Source organism: Vibrio sp. 2-1-2a (assembly GCF_032648565.1).
GTDB lineage: Bacteria > Pseudomonadota > Gammaproteobacteria > Enterobacterales > Vibrionaceae > Vibrio > Vibrio diabolicus.
Genome location: NZ_WBOH01000002.1, coordinates 457786 through 472108 on the forward strand (window position 1 = coordinate 457786; position 14323 = coordinate 472108).

General features: G+C 44.7%; 16 protein-coding genes. 7 read left to right on the forward strand and 9 right to left on the reverse strand.

Annotation, left to right across the window (positions count from 1 at the left end):
* Positions 1-20: 20 nt before the first annotated feature.
* The 6 genes from F7Y48_RS06755 to rpsB form a co-directional block, all read right to left on the reverse strand.
* The gene (locus tag F7Y48_RS06755) at positions 21-863 is read right to left on the reverse strand and encodes a phosphatidate cytidylyltransferase (protein ID WP_046875500.1); all 843 of its coding nucleotides are present in this window, start codon (positions 861-863) and stop codon (positions 21-23) included.
* 12 nt (positions 864-875) lie between these two features.
* Positions 876-1631 carry an isoprenyl transferase gene (locus tag F7Y48_RS06760; protein ID WP_006741661.1) on the reverse strand — a complete coding sequence of 252 codons (756 nt, stop codon included), beginning with the start codon at positions 1629-1631 and terminating at the stop codon, positions 876-878.
* Positions 1632-1727: 96 nt separating this feature from the next.
* Complete coding sequence (frr, locus tag F7Y48_RS06765; RefSeq protein WP_005380330.1) at positions 1728-2285, reverse strand: ribosome recycling factor; 558 nt, start codon at positions 2283-2285, stop codon at positions 1728-1730.
* A gap of 99 nt (positions 2286-2384) precedes the next feature.
* Positions 2385-3110, reverse strand: coding sequence for a UMP kinase (gene pyrH / locus F7Y48_RS06770; protein ID WP_005380329.1), 726 nt, complete (start codon positions 3108-3110; stop codon positions 2385-2387).
* A gap of 147 nt (positions 3111-3257) precedes the next feature.
* Positions 3258-4103, reverse strand: coding sequence for a translation elongation factor Ts (gene tsf, locus F7Y48_RS06775; RefSeq protein ID WP_012841502.1), 846 nt, complete (start codon positions 4101-4103; stop codon positions 3258-3260).
* Positions 4104-4235: 132 nt separating this feature from the next.
* The gene (gene rpsB / locus F7Y48_RS06780) at positions 4236-4964 is read right to left on the reverse strand and encodes a 30S ribosomal protein S2 (protein WP_012841501.1); all 729 of its coding nucleotides are present in this window, start codon (positions 4962-4964) and stop codon (positions 4236-4238) included.
* A 384-nt stretch (positions 4965-5348) separates the two neighbouring features.
* On the opposite strand from rpsB, the gene map reads away from it, so the two are divergent.
* The 3 genes from map (at position 5349) to F7Y48_RS06795 (ending at position 9486) form a co-directional block, all read left to right on the forward strand.
* A complete protein-coding gene (gene map / locus F7Y48_RS06785; protein WP_005380326.1) occupies positions 5349-6227 on the forward strand; it encodes a type I methionyl aminopeptidase in 879 nt (292 codons plus the stop codon).
* 108 nt (positions 6228-6335) lie between these two features.
* Entirely contained in the window at positions 6336-8960 is a 2625-nt protein-coding gene (gene glnD / locus F7Y48_RS06790) for a bifunctional uridylyltransferase/uridylyl-removing protein GlnD (protein WP_085344087.1), read from the forward strand.
* Between the two features lie 142 nt (positions 8961-9102).
* Positions 9103-9486, forward strand: coding sequence for a DUF3461 family protein (locus tag F7Y48_RS06795; protein WP_005380322.1), 384 nt, complete (start codon positions 9103-9105; stop codon positions 9484-9486).
* Between the two features lie 91 nt (positions 9487-9577).
* On the opposite strand, the gene truC is transcribed toward F7Y48_RS06795, so the two are convergent.
* Both truC and F7Y48_RS06805 read right to left on the reverse strand, forming a co-directional pair.
* Entirely contained in the window at positions 9578-10348 is a 771-nt protein-coding gene (truC, locus tag F7Y48_RS06800; protein WP_046874970.1) for a tRNA pseudouridine(65) synthase TruC, read from the reverse strand.
* A 4-nt stretch (positions 10349-10352) separates the two neighbouring features.
* Positions 10353-10667 (reverse strand): YqcC family protein, encoded by a 315-nt coding sequence (locus F7Y48_RS06805; protein ID WP_005391784.1) that lies wholly within the window; start codon positions 10665-10667, stop codon positions 10353-10355.
* A gap of 76 nt (positions 10668-10743) precedes the next feature.
* On the opposite strand from F7Y48_RS06805, the gene F7Y48_RS06810 reads away from it, so the two are divergent.
* A complete protein-coding gene (locus F7Y48_RS06810; RefSeq protein WP_182037375.1) occupies positions 10744-11781 on the forward strand; it encodes a DUF3549 family protein in 1038 nt (345 codons plus the stop codon).
* Positions 11782-11794: 13 nt separating this feature from the next.
* Positions 11795-12094 carry a DUF3301 domain-containing protein gene (locus tag F7Y48_RS06815; protein ID WP_082244856.1) on the forward strand — a complete coding sequence of 100 codons (300 nt, stop codon included), beginning with the start codon at positions 11795-11797 and terminating at the stop codon, positions 12092-12094.
* On the opposite strand, the gene F7Y48_RS06820 is transcribed toward F7Y48_RS06815, so the two are convergent.
* The gene (locus F7Y48_RS06820) at positions 12054-12539 is read right to left on the reverse strand and encodes a GNAT family N-acetyltransferase (protein ID WP_080936742.1); all 486 of its coding nucleotides are present in this window, start codon (positions 12537-12539) and stop codon (positions 12054-12056) included. The two genes, F7Y48_RS06815 and F7Y48_RS06820, sit on opposite strands and share 41 nt — an antisense overlap.
* A 934-nt stretch (positions 12540-13473) precedes the next feature.
* Between F7Y48_RS06820 and F7Y48_RS06825 the strand changes: the two genes are divergently transcribed.
* Entirely contained in the window at positions 13474-13767 is a 294-nt protein-coding gene (locus F7Y48_RS06825; RefSeq protein WP_012841496.1) for a hypothetical protein, read from the forward strand.
* Positions 13764-14213 (forward strand): YaiI/YqxD family protein, encoded by a 450-nt coding sequence (locus F7Y48_RS06830; protein ID WP_012841495.1) that lies wholly within the window; start codon positions 13764-13766, stop codon positions 14211-14213. The genes F7Y48_RS06825 and F7Y48_RS06830 overlap by 4 nt, the downstream gene beginning before the upstream one ends.
* Positions 14214-14323: the final 110 nt, after the last annotated feature.

Sequence of the window (14323 nt, forward strand, 5' to 3'; positions counted from 1 at the left end):
ACAATGCCGCTCCTGATAAATTAGAATACGTAGTAAAGAAGAGCAAAAACTGGGAATGCTGCGGTTAGGCTGTCAATACGATCGAGCACACCGCCATGTCCTGGGATAATGTTGCTGCTGTCTTTAATGCCTGAGACACGCTTGAACATACTTTCCACCAAATCGCCGAGCACTGATATAACAACAGTAACCAACGTAATCAACACCATATGTACAGGACTGGTGAACTGAATATCGAACCAATCAGCAAATGCCCACGCCACGATCAATGCCGTGATAATGCCGCCAATAAGCCCTTCAATGGTTTTATTCGGACTGACATGTGGCGCCATCTTGCGTTTGCCTAAGCTTTTGCCTGCAAAGTAAGCACCGCTATCTGCAGCCCATACCAAGAAACAAACGTATAACACGAGCTTTGCTCCGTGGTATGGATCTACCGTAATGTCATGAGCTCTAAGAATAACTACACTCCAAAGGAATGGAATTAATGTCAGAAAACCAAACACATGGCGTAAAACAAAATTATTTTGCCAAGATTTCGTCGTTTTGGGATAAGTAATCGCCATTAAGCTAGCAATAATCCACCAAACAAAACCAAGGCCCAGCACAACATAATGAGGCGTTGCTAAATGGTTGAGGCTATGTGCGTCAGGCGAAATATATAGAAAACTAAGTCCGGTAACAATGACTGCCGGAACGAGGGCAGCAAAGCGAGAGTTGCTTCCTGTAAATTGAGTCCACTCCCAAAAACCTAATAGGGTAATTGCAGTTAAAGCGGCAATAAAGCCCATTAGGGGTAATTTAAAAATGCCTAAAATAACCAGGGGAGCTAAAATTAGTGCTGTTATTATTCTCTGTTTCAAACTAACTAGTCCTTATTGAGCTGCCATCAATGCCTTTATTTGTTCACCTGTACAGCCAAAACGACGTTCTCGATTGATAAACCAAGTTACAGCTTCAACTAAGCTGTCTTCGTCGAATTCCGGCCAATACTCGGGTGTAAAGTACATTTCTGCATAAGCCATTTGCCACAACATAAAGTTGCTGATGCGACACTCTCCACTGGTACGAATCAAAAGATCCACTTCAGGTAAGTCTGCCATGGTCAAATGCTCAGTGATTAGCTGCTCATTGATATCCTCTACACGAATCTCACCGTTACGTGCTTTTAACGCTAACGTTTTGGCCGCTTCTGTGATGTCCCACTTACCGCCATAATTGGCTGCAATGTTGATCACCATCCCCGTGTTACCTGCCGTTAGATTTTCAGCTTCTACAATCTTCTTTTGTAGACGCTCACTAAATCGACTGGTATCACCGATCACGCGCAACCGTAAATTATTTTTGTGTAGTTTTTTTACTTCACTAGACAGGACCGTGATAAACAGTTCCATCAAAAGACCCACTTCTTCCTCCGGACGACGCCAGTTTTCACTACTAAAAGCAAATAGCGTCATGGCTTTAATGCCAAGCTTTGAAGCAGCAGCCACGGTCTTACGAACGGCATTAACGCCTTTTTTGTGACCAAATACGCGAGGTTTTCCTTTGGACTTAGCCCAACGGCCATTACCGTCCATAATGATGGCAATATGCTTAGGAAGGGAATCAGAGAAGGCTTGAGAATTTTGCATAGGGAGTTAATTGAGTTCCATCAGTTGGATAGACTAACATAAAAAAACGCTGAGCTGTGAGCACAGCGTTTTCCAACAGTGATGTGTGTGGGAGTATTAAACTTCCATCAACTCTTTTTCTTTTGCAGCAAGAACTTCATCGATCTTCTTAACTGCAACGTCAGTTAGTTTTTGAATTTCGTCTTGTGCTTTACGATCTTCATCTTCAGAGATTTCTTTATCTTTTAGAAGCGCTTTTAGATCGTTGTTTGCGTCACGACGGATGTTACGAACAGCAACACGACCACCTTCAGCTTCACCACGAACAATCTTAACTAGGTCTTTACGACGCTCTTCCGTTAGTGGTGGAAGTGGAACACGGATGATAGTACCAGCAGACATAGGATTTAGACCAAGATCAGACGTCATGATCGCTTTTTCTACTTTCGGAGTCAGCTCTTTATCGAAAACCGTGATTGCAAGTGTACGTGCATCTTCAGCAATAACGTTTGCTACTTGGTTTAGAGGTGTTGCTGCACCGTAGTATTCTACAGAAATACCAGATAGTAGGCTTGGGTGTGCACGACCTGTACGAATTTTAGAAAGGTTGTTCTTAAGCGCTTCAACGCTTTTATCCATGCGCTCTTGCGCGTCTTTTTTGATTTCGTTAATCACAGTTTCACCTTAAAAATGTCATCTTTCCTGAAGAAAGCCTAAAACGGTTGAGCAAAGCAAACGCCACCCTAACGCTTTGGGTGGCACCTTGGGACAAGCTTATTCGTTGATTAGCGTGCCTTCTGCTTCGCCCATAACCACGCGACGTAGTGCGCCTGGCTTGTTCATGTTAAATACGCGGATTGGCATTTTGTGGTCACGAGCTAACGTAAACGCCGCCAAGTCCATCACTTTCAGCTCTTTATCCAGAACTTCTGCGTAAGATAGCTTATCATACAGCTCTGCGTCTGGGTTTGCTACAGGGTCAGCAGTAAATACACCATCAACTTTCGTCGCTTTTAGTACAACATCCGCTTCGATTTCAATACCACGTAGGCAAGCAGCAGAATCCGTTGTAAAGAACGGGTTACCCGTACCAGCAGAGAAGATGACAACACGGCCTTGGCGAAGCTCACGGATCGCATCAGCCCAATTATAGTCGTCACATACGCCTTTTAGAGGAATGGCAGACATAACGCGCGCATTCACGTATGCACGGTGAAGAGCATCGCGCATCGCTAGGCCATTCATTACTGTAGCAAGCATACCCATGTGGTCACCAACTACGCGGTTCATACCAGCTTCAGCAAGGCCTGCACCACGGAACAAGTTACCGCCACCGATAACTACACCAACCTGAACACCCAGTTCAACCAGTTCTTTAACTTCTTGTGCCATGCGATCAAGGACCGCAGGATCAATACCAAAACCGTCTTCACCTTGAAGAGCTTCACCACTCAGTTTTAATAGAATACGTTGATACGCTGGTTTAGGGTTCGTAGTCATGGAGTTTACCTTCCAAAGAGAGTTGTTGATTAACAGTCATGAATAGACACAAATTCAGTTATGGCTATTCATCACGGCTAATCGTTCACTGCTCATAAAAAGACCGCAGCCAAGGCTACGGTCTAATCTTTATACAGTCTCTAAGGATTAACCTTTTTGAGCTGCAGCAACTTCTTCAGCGAAGCTCATTTCTTCTTTCTTCTCGATACCTTCACCTACTTCTAGGCGAACGAATGTAGAAACTGAAGCGCCTTTTTCTTTCAGCATTTCACCTACAGTTTTCTTAGGTTCCATGATGAAAGCTTGACCTGTTAGAGAGATCTCGCCAGTGAATTTCTTCATGCGGCCAACAACCATCTTCTCAGCGATTTCAGCAGGCTTGCCTTCGTTCATTGCGATTTCAACTTGAACCGCTTTCTCTTTTTCTACTACGTCAGCTGGTACGTCTTCTGGGTTAACGAACTCAGGCTTAGAAGCAGCAACGTGCATTGCAACGTGCTTAAGAGTTTCTGCGTCGCCTTCACCAGCAACAACAACACCGATTTTCTCACCGTGACGGTAAGAAGCAATTGCAGTGCCTTGAACGTATTCTACGCGACGGATAGTGATGTTTTCACCGATTTTAGCTACAAGAGCTACACGTGCGTCTTCGAATTGTGCTTGTAGCTCTTCAACAGTCGCTTTTGAAGCTAGAGCTGCAGCTGCAACTTCTTCTGCGAATGCAGTGAAGTTACCGTCTTTAGCAACGAAGTCAGTTTGGCAGTTAACTTCAAGAAGAACAGCAACGCCGTTTTCTTCTTTGATGATGATTGCGCCTTCAGCTGCAACGTTACCAGCTTTCTTAGCTGCTTTCGCTGCGCCAGATTTACGCATGTTTTCAATTGCTAGTTCGATGTCAGCGTTTGCTTCTACAAGCGCTTTCTTACATTCCATCATGCCAGCGCCAGTACGCTCGCGAAGTTCTTTAACTAGAGCAGCAGTTACAGTTGCCATTCTGTATTCCTCGTTTGATTCGAAATAAGGTAAAAAACAGGGGCCTAACATTGTCGGCCCCCATTGCTAACTATAACTTAGTTTATGCTACACAAAGGTTTCACATAGACCAAGTGTGACACAGAGCCGCTATTATTCAGCTTCTACGAAACCGTCTTTTTCAGCAACTGCAGCTACGTCTTTGTTACGACCTTCAGATACTGCTGAAGCAGCAGCGTTCAGGTATAGCTGTACAGCGCGGATCGCGTCGTCGTTACCTGGGATTACGTAGTCAACGCCGTCTGGGTTAGAGTTAGTATCTACCACAGCGTATACTGGAATACCTAGGTTGTTAGCTTCTTTAATTGCAATGTGTTCGTGATCAGCGTCGATTACGAATAGAGCGTCTGGTAGGCCGCCCATGTCTTTGATACCACCAAGAGATTTCTCTAGCTTCTCCATTTCGCGAGTACGCATTAGAGCTTCTTTCTTAGTTAGTTTGTCAAAAGTACCGTCTTGAGATTGAGTCTCTAGATCTTTTAGACGCTTGATAGACTGACGAACTGTTTTGTAGTTTGTAAGCATACCGCCTAACCAGCGGTTGTTTACGTAAAACTGGTTGCTTGCGATTGCAGCTTCTTTAACAGCTTCAGATGCAGCGCGCTTAGTACCTACGAATAGAACTTTACCTTTCTTCTCGCCAACTTTAGCTAGTTCAGCTAGAGCGTCGTTGAACATTGGTACAGTTTTTTCTAGGTTGATGATATGAACTTTGTTACGAGCGCCAAAGATGAATGGCTTCATTTTTGGGTTCCAGTAACGAGTCTGGTGACCGAAGTGAACACCAGCTTTTAGCATATCGCGCATTGATACAGTTGCCATTTTAAATTCCTCTATGGGGTTAGGCCTCCACATTCCCCATAACTCCGACCAAGCTTCTGCTCAGCACCCCGGAATATGTGACGGAATGTGTGTGATTTAAAGATAAAAGGTTATTCGGATGAAGCTTGCTTCGCCGCTTAGCTTTGCTAAACGAAGAGAACAGTCCTCTATTCCGGCGCGCTTTATACCATATTTTAGCTCACTGTGGCTAGTAAAAATTATTTCTTCACCGTGCCACTTTCTCCTATTTATAAGCAAAACTTTAAACATACGATCGAATTAAGAATGATGCATATTCCTATCTAACTTGGGTTAACGCCCCGATGTCTGATAGAATGCGGCCATTCGCACGTTTACGTGCTTAGGAATAAGTAGAGAAAGCCAATGTCAATCAAGATTAAAACTGCTGAAGAAATAGAACGCATGCGCATTGCGGGCAAGCTGGCCGCAGAGATTCTAGAAATGATCGAACCACACATCAAAGTTGGTGTGACGACAGAAGAGTTGAACAAAATCTGTCATGAGTACGCTCTAGAAAAAGGCGCATACTCTGCTCCGCTTGATTACCATGGTTTCCCTAAGTCGATTTGTACTTCAATCAACCATATCGTATGCCACGGTATTCCAGCAGAAAAAGACGAAATCGGTAGCAACGGTCAAATGAAGCCGGCGGTACTAAAAGATGGCGACATCTTAAACGTTGATATTACCGTAATCGTTCCAAATGACGAAAATGCGGATCTGAGCGTGCGTCCTCAAGGTTACCATGGTGACACTTCTAAGATGTTCCTAGTCGGTGATGTTTCACCTGCAAACAAACGTCTATGCATGGTTGCTCAAGAAGCACTGTATGTTGGTATGCGTACCGTTAAGCCAGGTTCAACAGTTGGTGACATCGGTACAGCTATCGAGAAATACATCAAAGAGAACAACAAAAACAACCCTCGCAACAAGTTTTCTATTGTGAAAGACTTCTGTGGCCACGGTATCGGAGATGAGTTCCATGAAGAACCACAAGTGGTTCATTACAAGAACAAAGACCGCCGCGTACTAAAAGAAGGCATGTGCTTTACTATTGAGCCGATGATTAACGCAGGTAAATTTGGTTGCTCTGTTGACGCTCAAGACGATTGGACCGTTTACACAGGCGACGGCAAGAACTCTGCGCAATGGGAACATACCATTGTTGTAACAAAAGAAGGTTGTGAAGTACTGACGCTTCGTAGCGACGATACGATTCCTCGCCTAATGAAAAACGCGTAAAGCTTACGACCACTCGTTGTTTACTATATCCCTGCTTCGGCGGGGATATTTTTTATCTGCCACAAATTTGTTAGATTGTAACTAGATTAGCTTGCACGGATGGCAAATATGACACTTCAGTCCCCTCTTACCTTTTCCGATGAACAAATCAATATCGGAGAACTCAAACAAGAGTTAGAGAAATTTAGCTCCGATCAAAACCAAGAGTTTCTCAATCATCATCCGGTAACAAGCTTGGTTTTAGCCAGGGCAGAATACATGGATCTGCTTCTGAATCGTTTGTGGCAACATTTTGGCTTCAAAGATATTTACAACATTTCCCTAGTTGCCGTGGGTGGCTATGGGCGTGGCGAACTACATCCGCTCTCCGATATCGATATTTTGATTCTGTCGAACAATAAGCTGCCGACCGCGCTAGAAGCAAAAATCAGCGAATTCATTACGCTGTTGTGGGATTTAAAACTCGAGGTCGGACACGCTGTTCGCACCGTTAACGAATGTGCGGAAATTGGTAAAGCCGATCTGACCGTCGCGACAAACCTTCAAGAAGCGCGTCTACTGTGTGGCAGCGAGGATACCTTTCAGGCACTGAAGAAAGTCGTATTATCAGACTCCTTTTGGCCAAGTGAAACGTTTTACCGCGCTAAAATTCAAGAGCAGAGAGAACGCCATGCGCGTTACCATGATACGACCTACAACTTAGAACCAGACATTAAGTCGACCCCTGGCGGGCTGCGCGATATTCATACATTAAGCTGGGTCGCCCGACGTCACTTTGGTGCCACGTCATTGCTGGAAATGAGCCGATACGGATTTTTAACTGACGCAGAATACCGAGAATTGGTTGAATGTCAGGACTTCCTTTGGCGAGTGCGTTTCGCTCTGCACATGGAGCTTCGCCGCTATGACAACCGCTTGACCTTTGCCCATCAAGCTCAAGTTGCGGAAAATCTAGGCTACGTCGGTGAAGGCAACCGAGGCGTAGAAATGATGATGAAAGAGTTCTATCGCACACTTCGTCGTGTGGCAGAGCTCAATAAAATGTTACTCAAACTTTTTGATCAAGCGATCATTAATGGTGGTGCGACAGAAAGTGCCGAGATTCTCGATGCCGACTTCCAACGCCGTGGCTCTTTGATTGAAGCGCGGAAACCCGCATTGTTTCAAGCTCGCCCAGAAACTATTCTGGATATGTTCTTACATATCGCGAACGACTCAACCATTGAAGGGGTGAGCCCACCAACACTACGTCAGCTGCGCACCGCGCGCCGTCGACTCAACAAATTTTTGCACACCATTCCTGCTGCGCGTGAAAAGTTCATGGCGTTATGTCGTCACCCTAATGCTCTGCATAAAGCATTCAGCCTAATGCACCGATTAGGGGTTATGGCGGCCTATTTACCACAATGGAGTCAAATTGTTGGTCAAATGCAGTTTGACTTATTCCACGCCTACACCGTTGATGAACACAGTATTCGCTTACTGAAACACATCAACACCTTTAGTGACCCAGACAATCATGCGAAGCACCCTATTTGCTGTGACGTCTACCCTCGGATGCAAAAGAAAGAACTGCTGATTATTGCCGCTATTTTCCACGATATCGGTAAAGGACGTGGCGGCGATCACTCTGTTATAGGCGAAGGTGAGGCTTACGACTTCTGTATTGAGCATGGCTTATCAAAGCCCGAGGCCAAACTTGTCGCTTGGTTGGTAAGGCATCATCTATTAATGTCCGTCACCGCACAGCGCCGAGACATTTATGATCCTGATGTGATTACCGAATTTGCCAAAAAAGTCAGAGACGAAGAATCTCTCGATTATCTTGTGTGCCTGACAGTTGCAGATATTTGTGCAACCAACCCAGAACTTTGGAATGCATGGAAACGAACCTTACTGGCAGAGCTGTATTACTCCACACAACGTGCTTTACGTAGAGGGTTAGAGAATCCTGTCGATGTGCGTGAGCGAATTCGCCACAACCAACAAATGGCCTCTGCAATGCTGCGCAAAGAGGGGTTTGCCGCGCGCGAAATTGAAGTATTGTGGCAACGCTTCAAAGCTGACTATTTCCTTCGTCATACCCATACGCAAATCGCGTGGCACTGCGAACACTTACTTCGCATGGAAGATCCGACTAAGCCTTTGGTCTTGATCAGTAAAAAAGCCACTCGTGGCGGCACTGAGGTGTTTGTATATACGAAAGACCAGCCTGCTTTATTTGCGACGGTCGTGGCGGAGTTAGATAGGCGTAATTTTAATGTACACGACGCACAAATAATGACCAGCAAAGATGGGCACGTGATTGATACCTTTATGGTACTCGATCAACATGGCGAAGCGATCGATGAGTCTCGTCACGCCGCGGTGATTAAGCACCTCACCCATGTACTGGAGGCGGGCCGACCAACCAAGATTAAAACGCGCCGTACTCCGAACAAACTTCAGCACTTTAATGTGAAAACCAAAGTCGACTTCTTACCAACCAAAGGTAAAAAACACACTTTAATGGAGTTTGTCGCGCTAGACACACCGGGGCTGTTGGCCAAAGTAGGCCGTACGTTTGCTGATTTAAATATCAACCTTCACGGTGCCAAAATCACCACCATTGGTGAGCGAGCAGAAGACTTGTTTATTTTAACCAGTGATGCAGGGGGAAGATTAAGTGAAGAACAGCAAGATGAGCTAAGAGAGAGATTGATCGAAAAGTTATCTGATGAGGTCGCAGCTTAGATCAAACCTGCCAATCTTTTCGGTTCAGGGCGAGAGCGATCTTGCCCACAAGTTAAGCATTTTGGCTAAATATCAGCTATCTAGCTCATACATTGGCTGCTACAGTTATATCAATATCAATTCGATGTAATAGAGGTAGCCTATGTATCCCCACCTCACTGGTTTGGGTATTCACGACCCTAAGCAGATTGAACGTTATTCCCTACGCCAAGAAGCACACAAAGACGTGCTCAAGATCTATTTCCACAAGCAAAAAGGCGAGCTGTTCGCCAAAAGCGTTAAATTCAAATACCCGCGCCAAATCAAAAATGTTCTTGTGGACAGTGGCAGTCACAAATATAAAGAAGTAACGGAAATCAACCGTAACCTCACATTGGTCATTGATGAACTGAATAAGATCACTAAGCCAACGAAACAACCTGAGGTTGATGTCAAAGAGAAAATTCTCTCAGACCTTCGTCATTTAGAAAAAGTTGTTTCGAGCAAGATCGCAGAGATCGAGGCGGATCTCGAAAAACTAAAGTAAAACGTTAAGTCTTAAATATTAAAAAAGGGTTAGCATTGATGCTAACCCTTTTTATTTGTACTCAATCATTATCTAGATCTAACTGCGCCGATTATCGGTTGATCATCGATTCATCCCACTCAAATCGAGTAAACAATTGCTGCCAAGTCTCATCAATATTGGCCGTCATGACAATCTCTTGATCGGTAAATGGATGGACGAACCGTAACTCTGAAGCATGCAGTAGCAAACGATGAGAATCAAACTCTGTGCGATACAGCTTGTTGTGCTTTCCATCCCCGTGCGTTGTATCACCCACGATCGGATGGCGTAGATGTGCCATATGACGACGAAGTTGGTGCTTACGCCCCGTTTTAGGTTTCATCTCAACTAAGCAATAACGCGTTGTAGGAAATTTACCCGTCGAATAGGGAACTTCCACCTTAGCCAACGGTTTATATTCCGTCACCGCTTCTTGCGCTTCTTTTTCTTGTGAAGCGAACTTATCCGCAATCTTGTCTAACTCGACTTTGAGCGCGTAATCTAAGACGCCCTCTTCCTCAATCCAACCGCGTACTATTGCGTGGTATGTCTTTTCCATTTTATGTTCAGCAAACATCGGCATGACTTGTGACGCGACTTCACTCGACAAAGCAAACACGAGCACACCAGATGTTGGACGATCCAGACGATGCAATGGGAACACATGCTGACCAATTTGGTCGCGCAAAGTTTGCATGACAAATTGAGTTTCGTGTTTATCTAACCAACTGCGATGCACTAACATGCCGGCAGGCTTGTTGACCGCTACAAAATATTCATCCTGATAAACGATCTCCAGCTCAACTGGTTCTGAAGATCGCGCTATTTCTTGTTCTAGCATTCGTTTACTTACACAGTTCGTCAATGGTTCGGATTGTAACAAGCAGCTCTGCGAACTGCGGTTCCTGCTTCCACGCTTCTGAAAAATAGGGCTCGAGAGAAAACCCTCTTGGCAATGGTTGGTTGTTTTCCACTAGCACGTGCATTCTGTCTATAAAGATCCACTGCAACCACTCATGAGGATGCAACGTATCAATCGCAAATGGCTCCACGCTTTGTAAGGCTTGCTCTGAAGGCCTAGTGTGTTGCCACAACTTATGTTCTTTAAGCTGCGTTTCAAGTTGGTGAAGTAAGTCGACCAATTGAGTATTTGTTACCATTAATTCTATCTCGAACCTTGAATTAGCCGAGAATGATACCATTTCTTGTGAAAAGAACGTTAGGACGTCGTATTTAATGGAAAACATTCAAACCCTCACTCAACTGTTGAACAACAGCCGCTGTGATTATCAAATCTTCGATCTTGGTCGTCGTATCAAAACCATCGCTAAGAAAGAGTTTGCCGATGTAGAAAAAGGTCAAGCACCGTACCCATTCCCAATGCAGCGTAAAGCACACCTTGCCATCGCTTATTGGAATGAACAAAAGCAACCTTGGATTTGGTTTCTAAAGTTTGAATTGGACGAGCGCGGTTTGTTAAAGCAAGCGGATATCGGCAATTTCATAAAATACGTAGTGGAAGCCATGGGAACACGCCTCAATGATGATATCACTGAAGAGCAACAGCAAAAGCTGTCTAATAACCCATATACGTTCAAACCTTCCGAAGACAAAATGGCCGTGTTTCATAGCCAGGTCCGCGCGAATCTCGATCTTCCTACCAGCCAATATTACGAGCACACTCAACATTACTTTTCAGGCGGTTTAGGCTGGGACAATTGGCAAACCGTAGGTCTGCAAGGGATCACCGACATGGCCGCTCGTTTGGACAAAGAGCAAAATGGGGTAATGATACGCAAAGCGTTGAACCACCTACCGAATGAGCCACTTTATGCTCTGTTGGGTGCGCTTGAGCATGTAGAGTTACAAGAGCGTTTAGCAGAACGTATCGCGGAAAAAGCACAACAAGAAATCGCAAGTAGCGAGCCTGATCTCTTCCTACTTTCAGCGCTTATCCGAGCTTTGGCTGGCGCACCAACAGCCATTGCCTCTCCAGTGTTAGAAGCGATATTACAAAGCCCTCGTTTAAGCCATCAGGAAGTACTGATTGGCGTGGCTGGCCGAGCTTGGCACTTACTAGCCAATGAAAAGGTAGCAGAACAGTTTTTGCTGCGTTTAGCTCAAACCGGTAATCAAGCCCTATTTAATCAGTTATTTGCCGATTTAGTGATGCTACCAGAGTTAAGAATGGTGCTATTGCCCTTGCTACATTCAAATCCATCCGAAGAACTAGCAAACGCGCTAGTAAGCTTACAACAAGCAACAAAGGGATAATAAAGGTTCAGGGATGATTGGTGATCTTTTAGCAATTTTAGGGCTATGCTTTTTCTGTTATCTGTTTTGGCAACAACGTCGTCAAGCCGAACTCGCAAAAGTGGCAATCACGCGTAAATGTGAGCAATTGGATCTCCAATTAATCAGCATCGCCTTTGGTGCCCATAAACTAAAAACGCCAGACGGAGCCTGGCGTTGGCATACGGTGTATCAATTTGAGTTTTCATCGCTTGGTGACGATTGCTACCAAGGGGAGCTAACTATGGTCGGTTTCAGGCCGCAGAACTTTCACCTACCACCGCATCGCTTGTAAATTCCATTTCAAAGTAAGGGCCATATAGATCCTTACTTTCTTTTGTTTCAACAAATCCCAGTTTTTTCAGCACCGCCATAGAAGCTTGATGGTTGCTATTCACATTAGCTTTCACCTTATGTAGCCCCAGCTCACGGCACGCCTTTGGGAAAAACGCTTTTAGAGCTTCTGTCGCTAACCCTTTACCCCAATAAGATTTATCAAAAATAAACCCTAACTCAGGCTCGGAATCGAGATGGGAAATGAACACGTGCCCCATATAGTCACGACTGGTGCTTTCTAGCACCGCCATACTATAAATATTTTCATCATCCAGTATTTTCTCAAACATCTGTTTGGCAGACGCGACAGTATACGGACCGTTCATTTCAGCACGGTTTTTCGCACAGCAATTCAGCATGACGAACTCTAGTTGCAACGACTCATTGTAGGGTAGAAGAAGCATTCTTCTGGTTACTATGGCCACATCTGTTCCTTGATTACAACAAACTTTATTTATCCGCAGATCGCAAACTCGATGAGCTTGAATATGCTCAATAACTGCGGGGCATAACACCTTGTAGAGAAGCCGAAAGTTAAACCAACTGATTGGAAAGGATATTGATCTGGATTGTTTTTTATTAAGTGTTATTAGGAATTTATAAATTTTGTGACACTGATATACCCAAGCCACCTCTAGTGCTTAATTCAACGAGAACGACTAGGTATCTTTTTTATATAAGAAAGACCCCGACACATAAGTATCGGGGTCATGGTCTTACTCGCAGCAGTCCGGCTACTAAAAGTGCTCCATGCATCATCCATAATAGTGGCTGATTCCGTCAGCTTATTCCTTACGTCGCCGTCCTAGCGGTGTCCTTATCATCCTGATAGCTAACATTCCCCGTTAGCACACATCACTTGTTCCTTGAGCGGTGTCCCTTGCATCTTCCTGACGCTGTCCATGACCTCTATCCTAGAGGGGTCCATTGTCTATCCTTAGTCATCAACATCCTATTGATGATAGTGTCCTTACAATGTCCTACGCTCCATGCTTGATTAATCATCCTGACCAACCAAATCGTCTTCCTGACGATAACCAAATCCTTGGTGCTTTCCTGTTCCATGTCTGCTTCCTGCTGACAACTCTCAATTTACGCCTTTCCTAAAAATTGACAATCTATCCTAGATAAATATTTATACACCACATTGGTTAAATAGTTGTTAAATCATTATTTATCAATAAGTTGATGATTGTAATTTCTATTTTTCCGCTCACGAAATCGTTTTCTCTCACAACCCATGTAAGAGATCTCTCACACCACACTTTCCAAATTGCTATTCGCCAAATTAGGGGACTCAACGTATGATGATAGATATATCGTTGTTAAGGATTAAAAATGTTAACTCAAGACGTTACTAAAGAATTAGAAGCGGTAATGGAACAACTGCAACAACAAGGAAAAGAGCCAACCGTAGCGTTAGTGAAAGCACGCTTGAAAACGCCCGTCCCAATGCCTGCATTAATCACCGCAATAAAAAGTTGGAAAAGTGCTCAGCGTGTTCCCAAGGTTGAAGTCGCAGCACAAGCGCATACCGATAATGATCGTCTTGCAGCGCTAGAAAGCACGGTGAAAAAACTAGTCGCTCGCATTGAAGAGCTAGAAGCCAAGCTAAGTGAGAAGTCATCATGAAGTTATGGGTAGATGCAGACGCGTGTCCGAAAGTCATCCGCGAAACCATTGTGCGTGCCGCCGAACGCACGGGGATTGAATGTACGTTTGTCGCCAACCACGTTGTCCCGGTGCCCAAAAGAGACAACATCCACTCGCTGCAAGTTCCAGCTGGATTTGACATCGCTGACAACGAAATCGTTAAGCGTGTGGAGGCCAACGATTTGGTGATCACATCAGACATTCCGCTTGCAGATGAGGTCATCTCTAAAGGCGCTCAAGCCCTCAGTTCACGTGGCGAGCTTTATACGAAAGACACCATCAAAGCGCGTCTAAATATCCGCGACTTCATGGAAACCATGCGTTCAAGCGGAATTCAGACTGGTGGTCCCGCTGCGCTTTCCCAAACCGATCGCCGCGAATTTGCGAACCATTTAGATCGTATTTTGGCTAAATTTAGGAAGTAATCCTCACTCTATTCATATTGAGCCAGCAAAAAGCCTGGCTCATTCCTGAAAATTCATTTTCAGCATTGCACCCAAAGCGTGCTCTTACTCCCATTTGTTTTGTTCTGTTT

What these genes read in the sequence shown, in the direction of transcription:
- tsf (WP_012841502.1), bottom strand. Translation starts at nt 4,103, where the DNA reads ATGGCAACTGTAACTGCTGCTCTAGTTAAAGAACTTCGCGAGCGTACT.
- F7Y48_RS06805 (WP_005391784.1), bottom strand. Translation starts at nt 10,667, where the DNA reads ATGGTAACAAATACTCAATTGGTCGACTTACTTCACCAACTTGAAACG.
- F7Y48_RS06830 (WP_012841495.1), top strand. Translation starts at nt 13,764, where the DNA reads ATGAAGTTATGGGTAGATGCAGACGCGTGTCCGAAAGTCATCCGCGAA.
- F7Y48_RS06760 (WP_006741661.1), bottom strand. Translation starts at nt 1,631, where the DNA reads ATGCAAAATTCTCAAGCCTTCTCTGATTCCCTTCCTAAGCATATTGCC.
- F7Y48_RS06815 (WP_082244856.1), top strand. Translation starts at nt 11,795, where the DNA reads ATGATTGGTGATCTTTTAGCAATTTTAGGGCTATGCTTTTTCTGTTAT.
- F7Y48_RS06825 (WP_012841496.1), top strand. Translation starts at nt 13,474, where the DNA reads ATGTTAACTCAAGACGTTACTAAAGAATTAGAAGCGGTAATGGAACAA.
- map (WP_005380326.1), top strand. Translation starts at nt 5,349, where the DNA reads ATGTCAATCAAGATTAAAACTGCTGAAGAAATAGAACGCATGCGCATT.
- F7Y48_RS06810 (WP_182037375.1), top strand. Translation starts at nt 10,744, where the DNA reads ATGGAAAACATTCAAACCCTCACTCAACTGTTGAACAACAGCCGCTGT.
- pyrH (WP_005380329.1), bottom strand. Translation starts at nt 3,110, where the DNA reads ATGACTACGAACCCTAAACCAGCGTATCAACGTATTCTATTAAAACTG.
- F7Y48_RS06820 (WP_080936742.1), bottom strand. Translation starts at nt 12,539, where the DNA reads ATGCTTCTTCTACCCTACAATGAGTCGTTGCAACTAGAGTTCGTCATG.
- glnD (WP_085344087.1), top strand. Translation starts at nt 6,336, where the DNA reads ATGACACTTCAGTCCCCTCTTACCTTTTCCGATGAACAAATCAATATC.
- F7Y48_RS06795 (WP_005380322.1), top strand. Translation starts at nt 9,103, where the DNA reads ATGTATCCCCACCTCACTGGTTTGGGTATTCACGACCCTAAGCAGATT.
- rpsB (WP_012841501.1), bottom strand. Translation starts at nt 4,964, where the DNA reads ATGGCAACTGTATCAATGCGCGATATGCTAAAAGCTGGTGTTCACTTC.
- truC (WP_046874970.1), bottom strand. Translation starts at nt 10,348, where the DNA reads ATGCTAGAACAAGAAATAGCGCGATCTTCAGAACCAGTTGAGCTGGAG.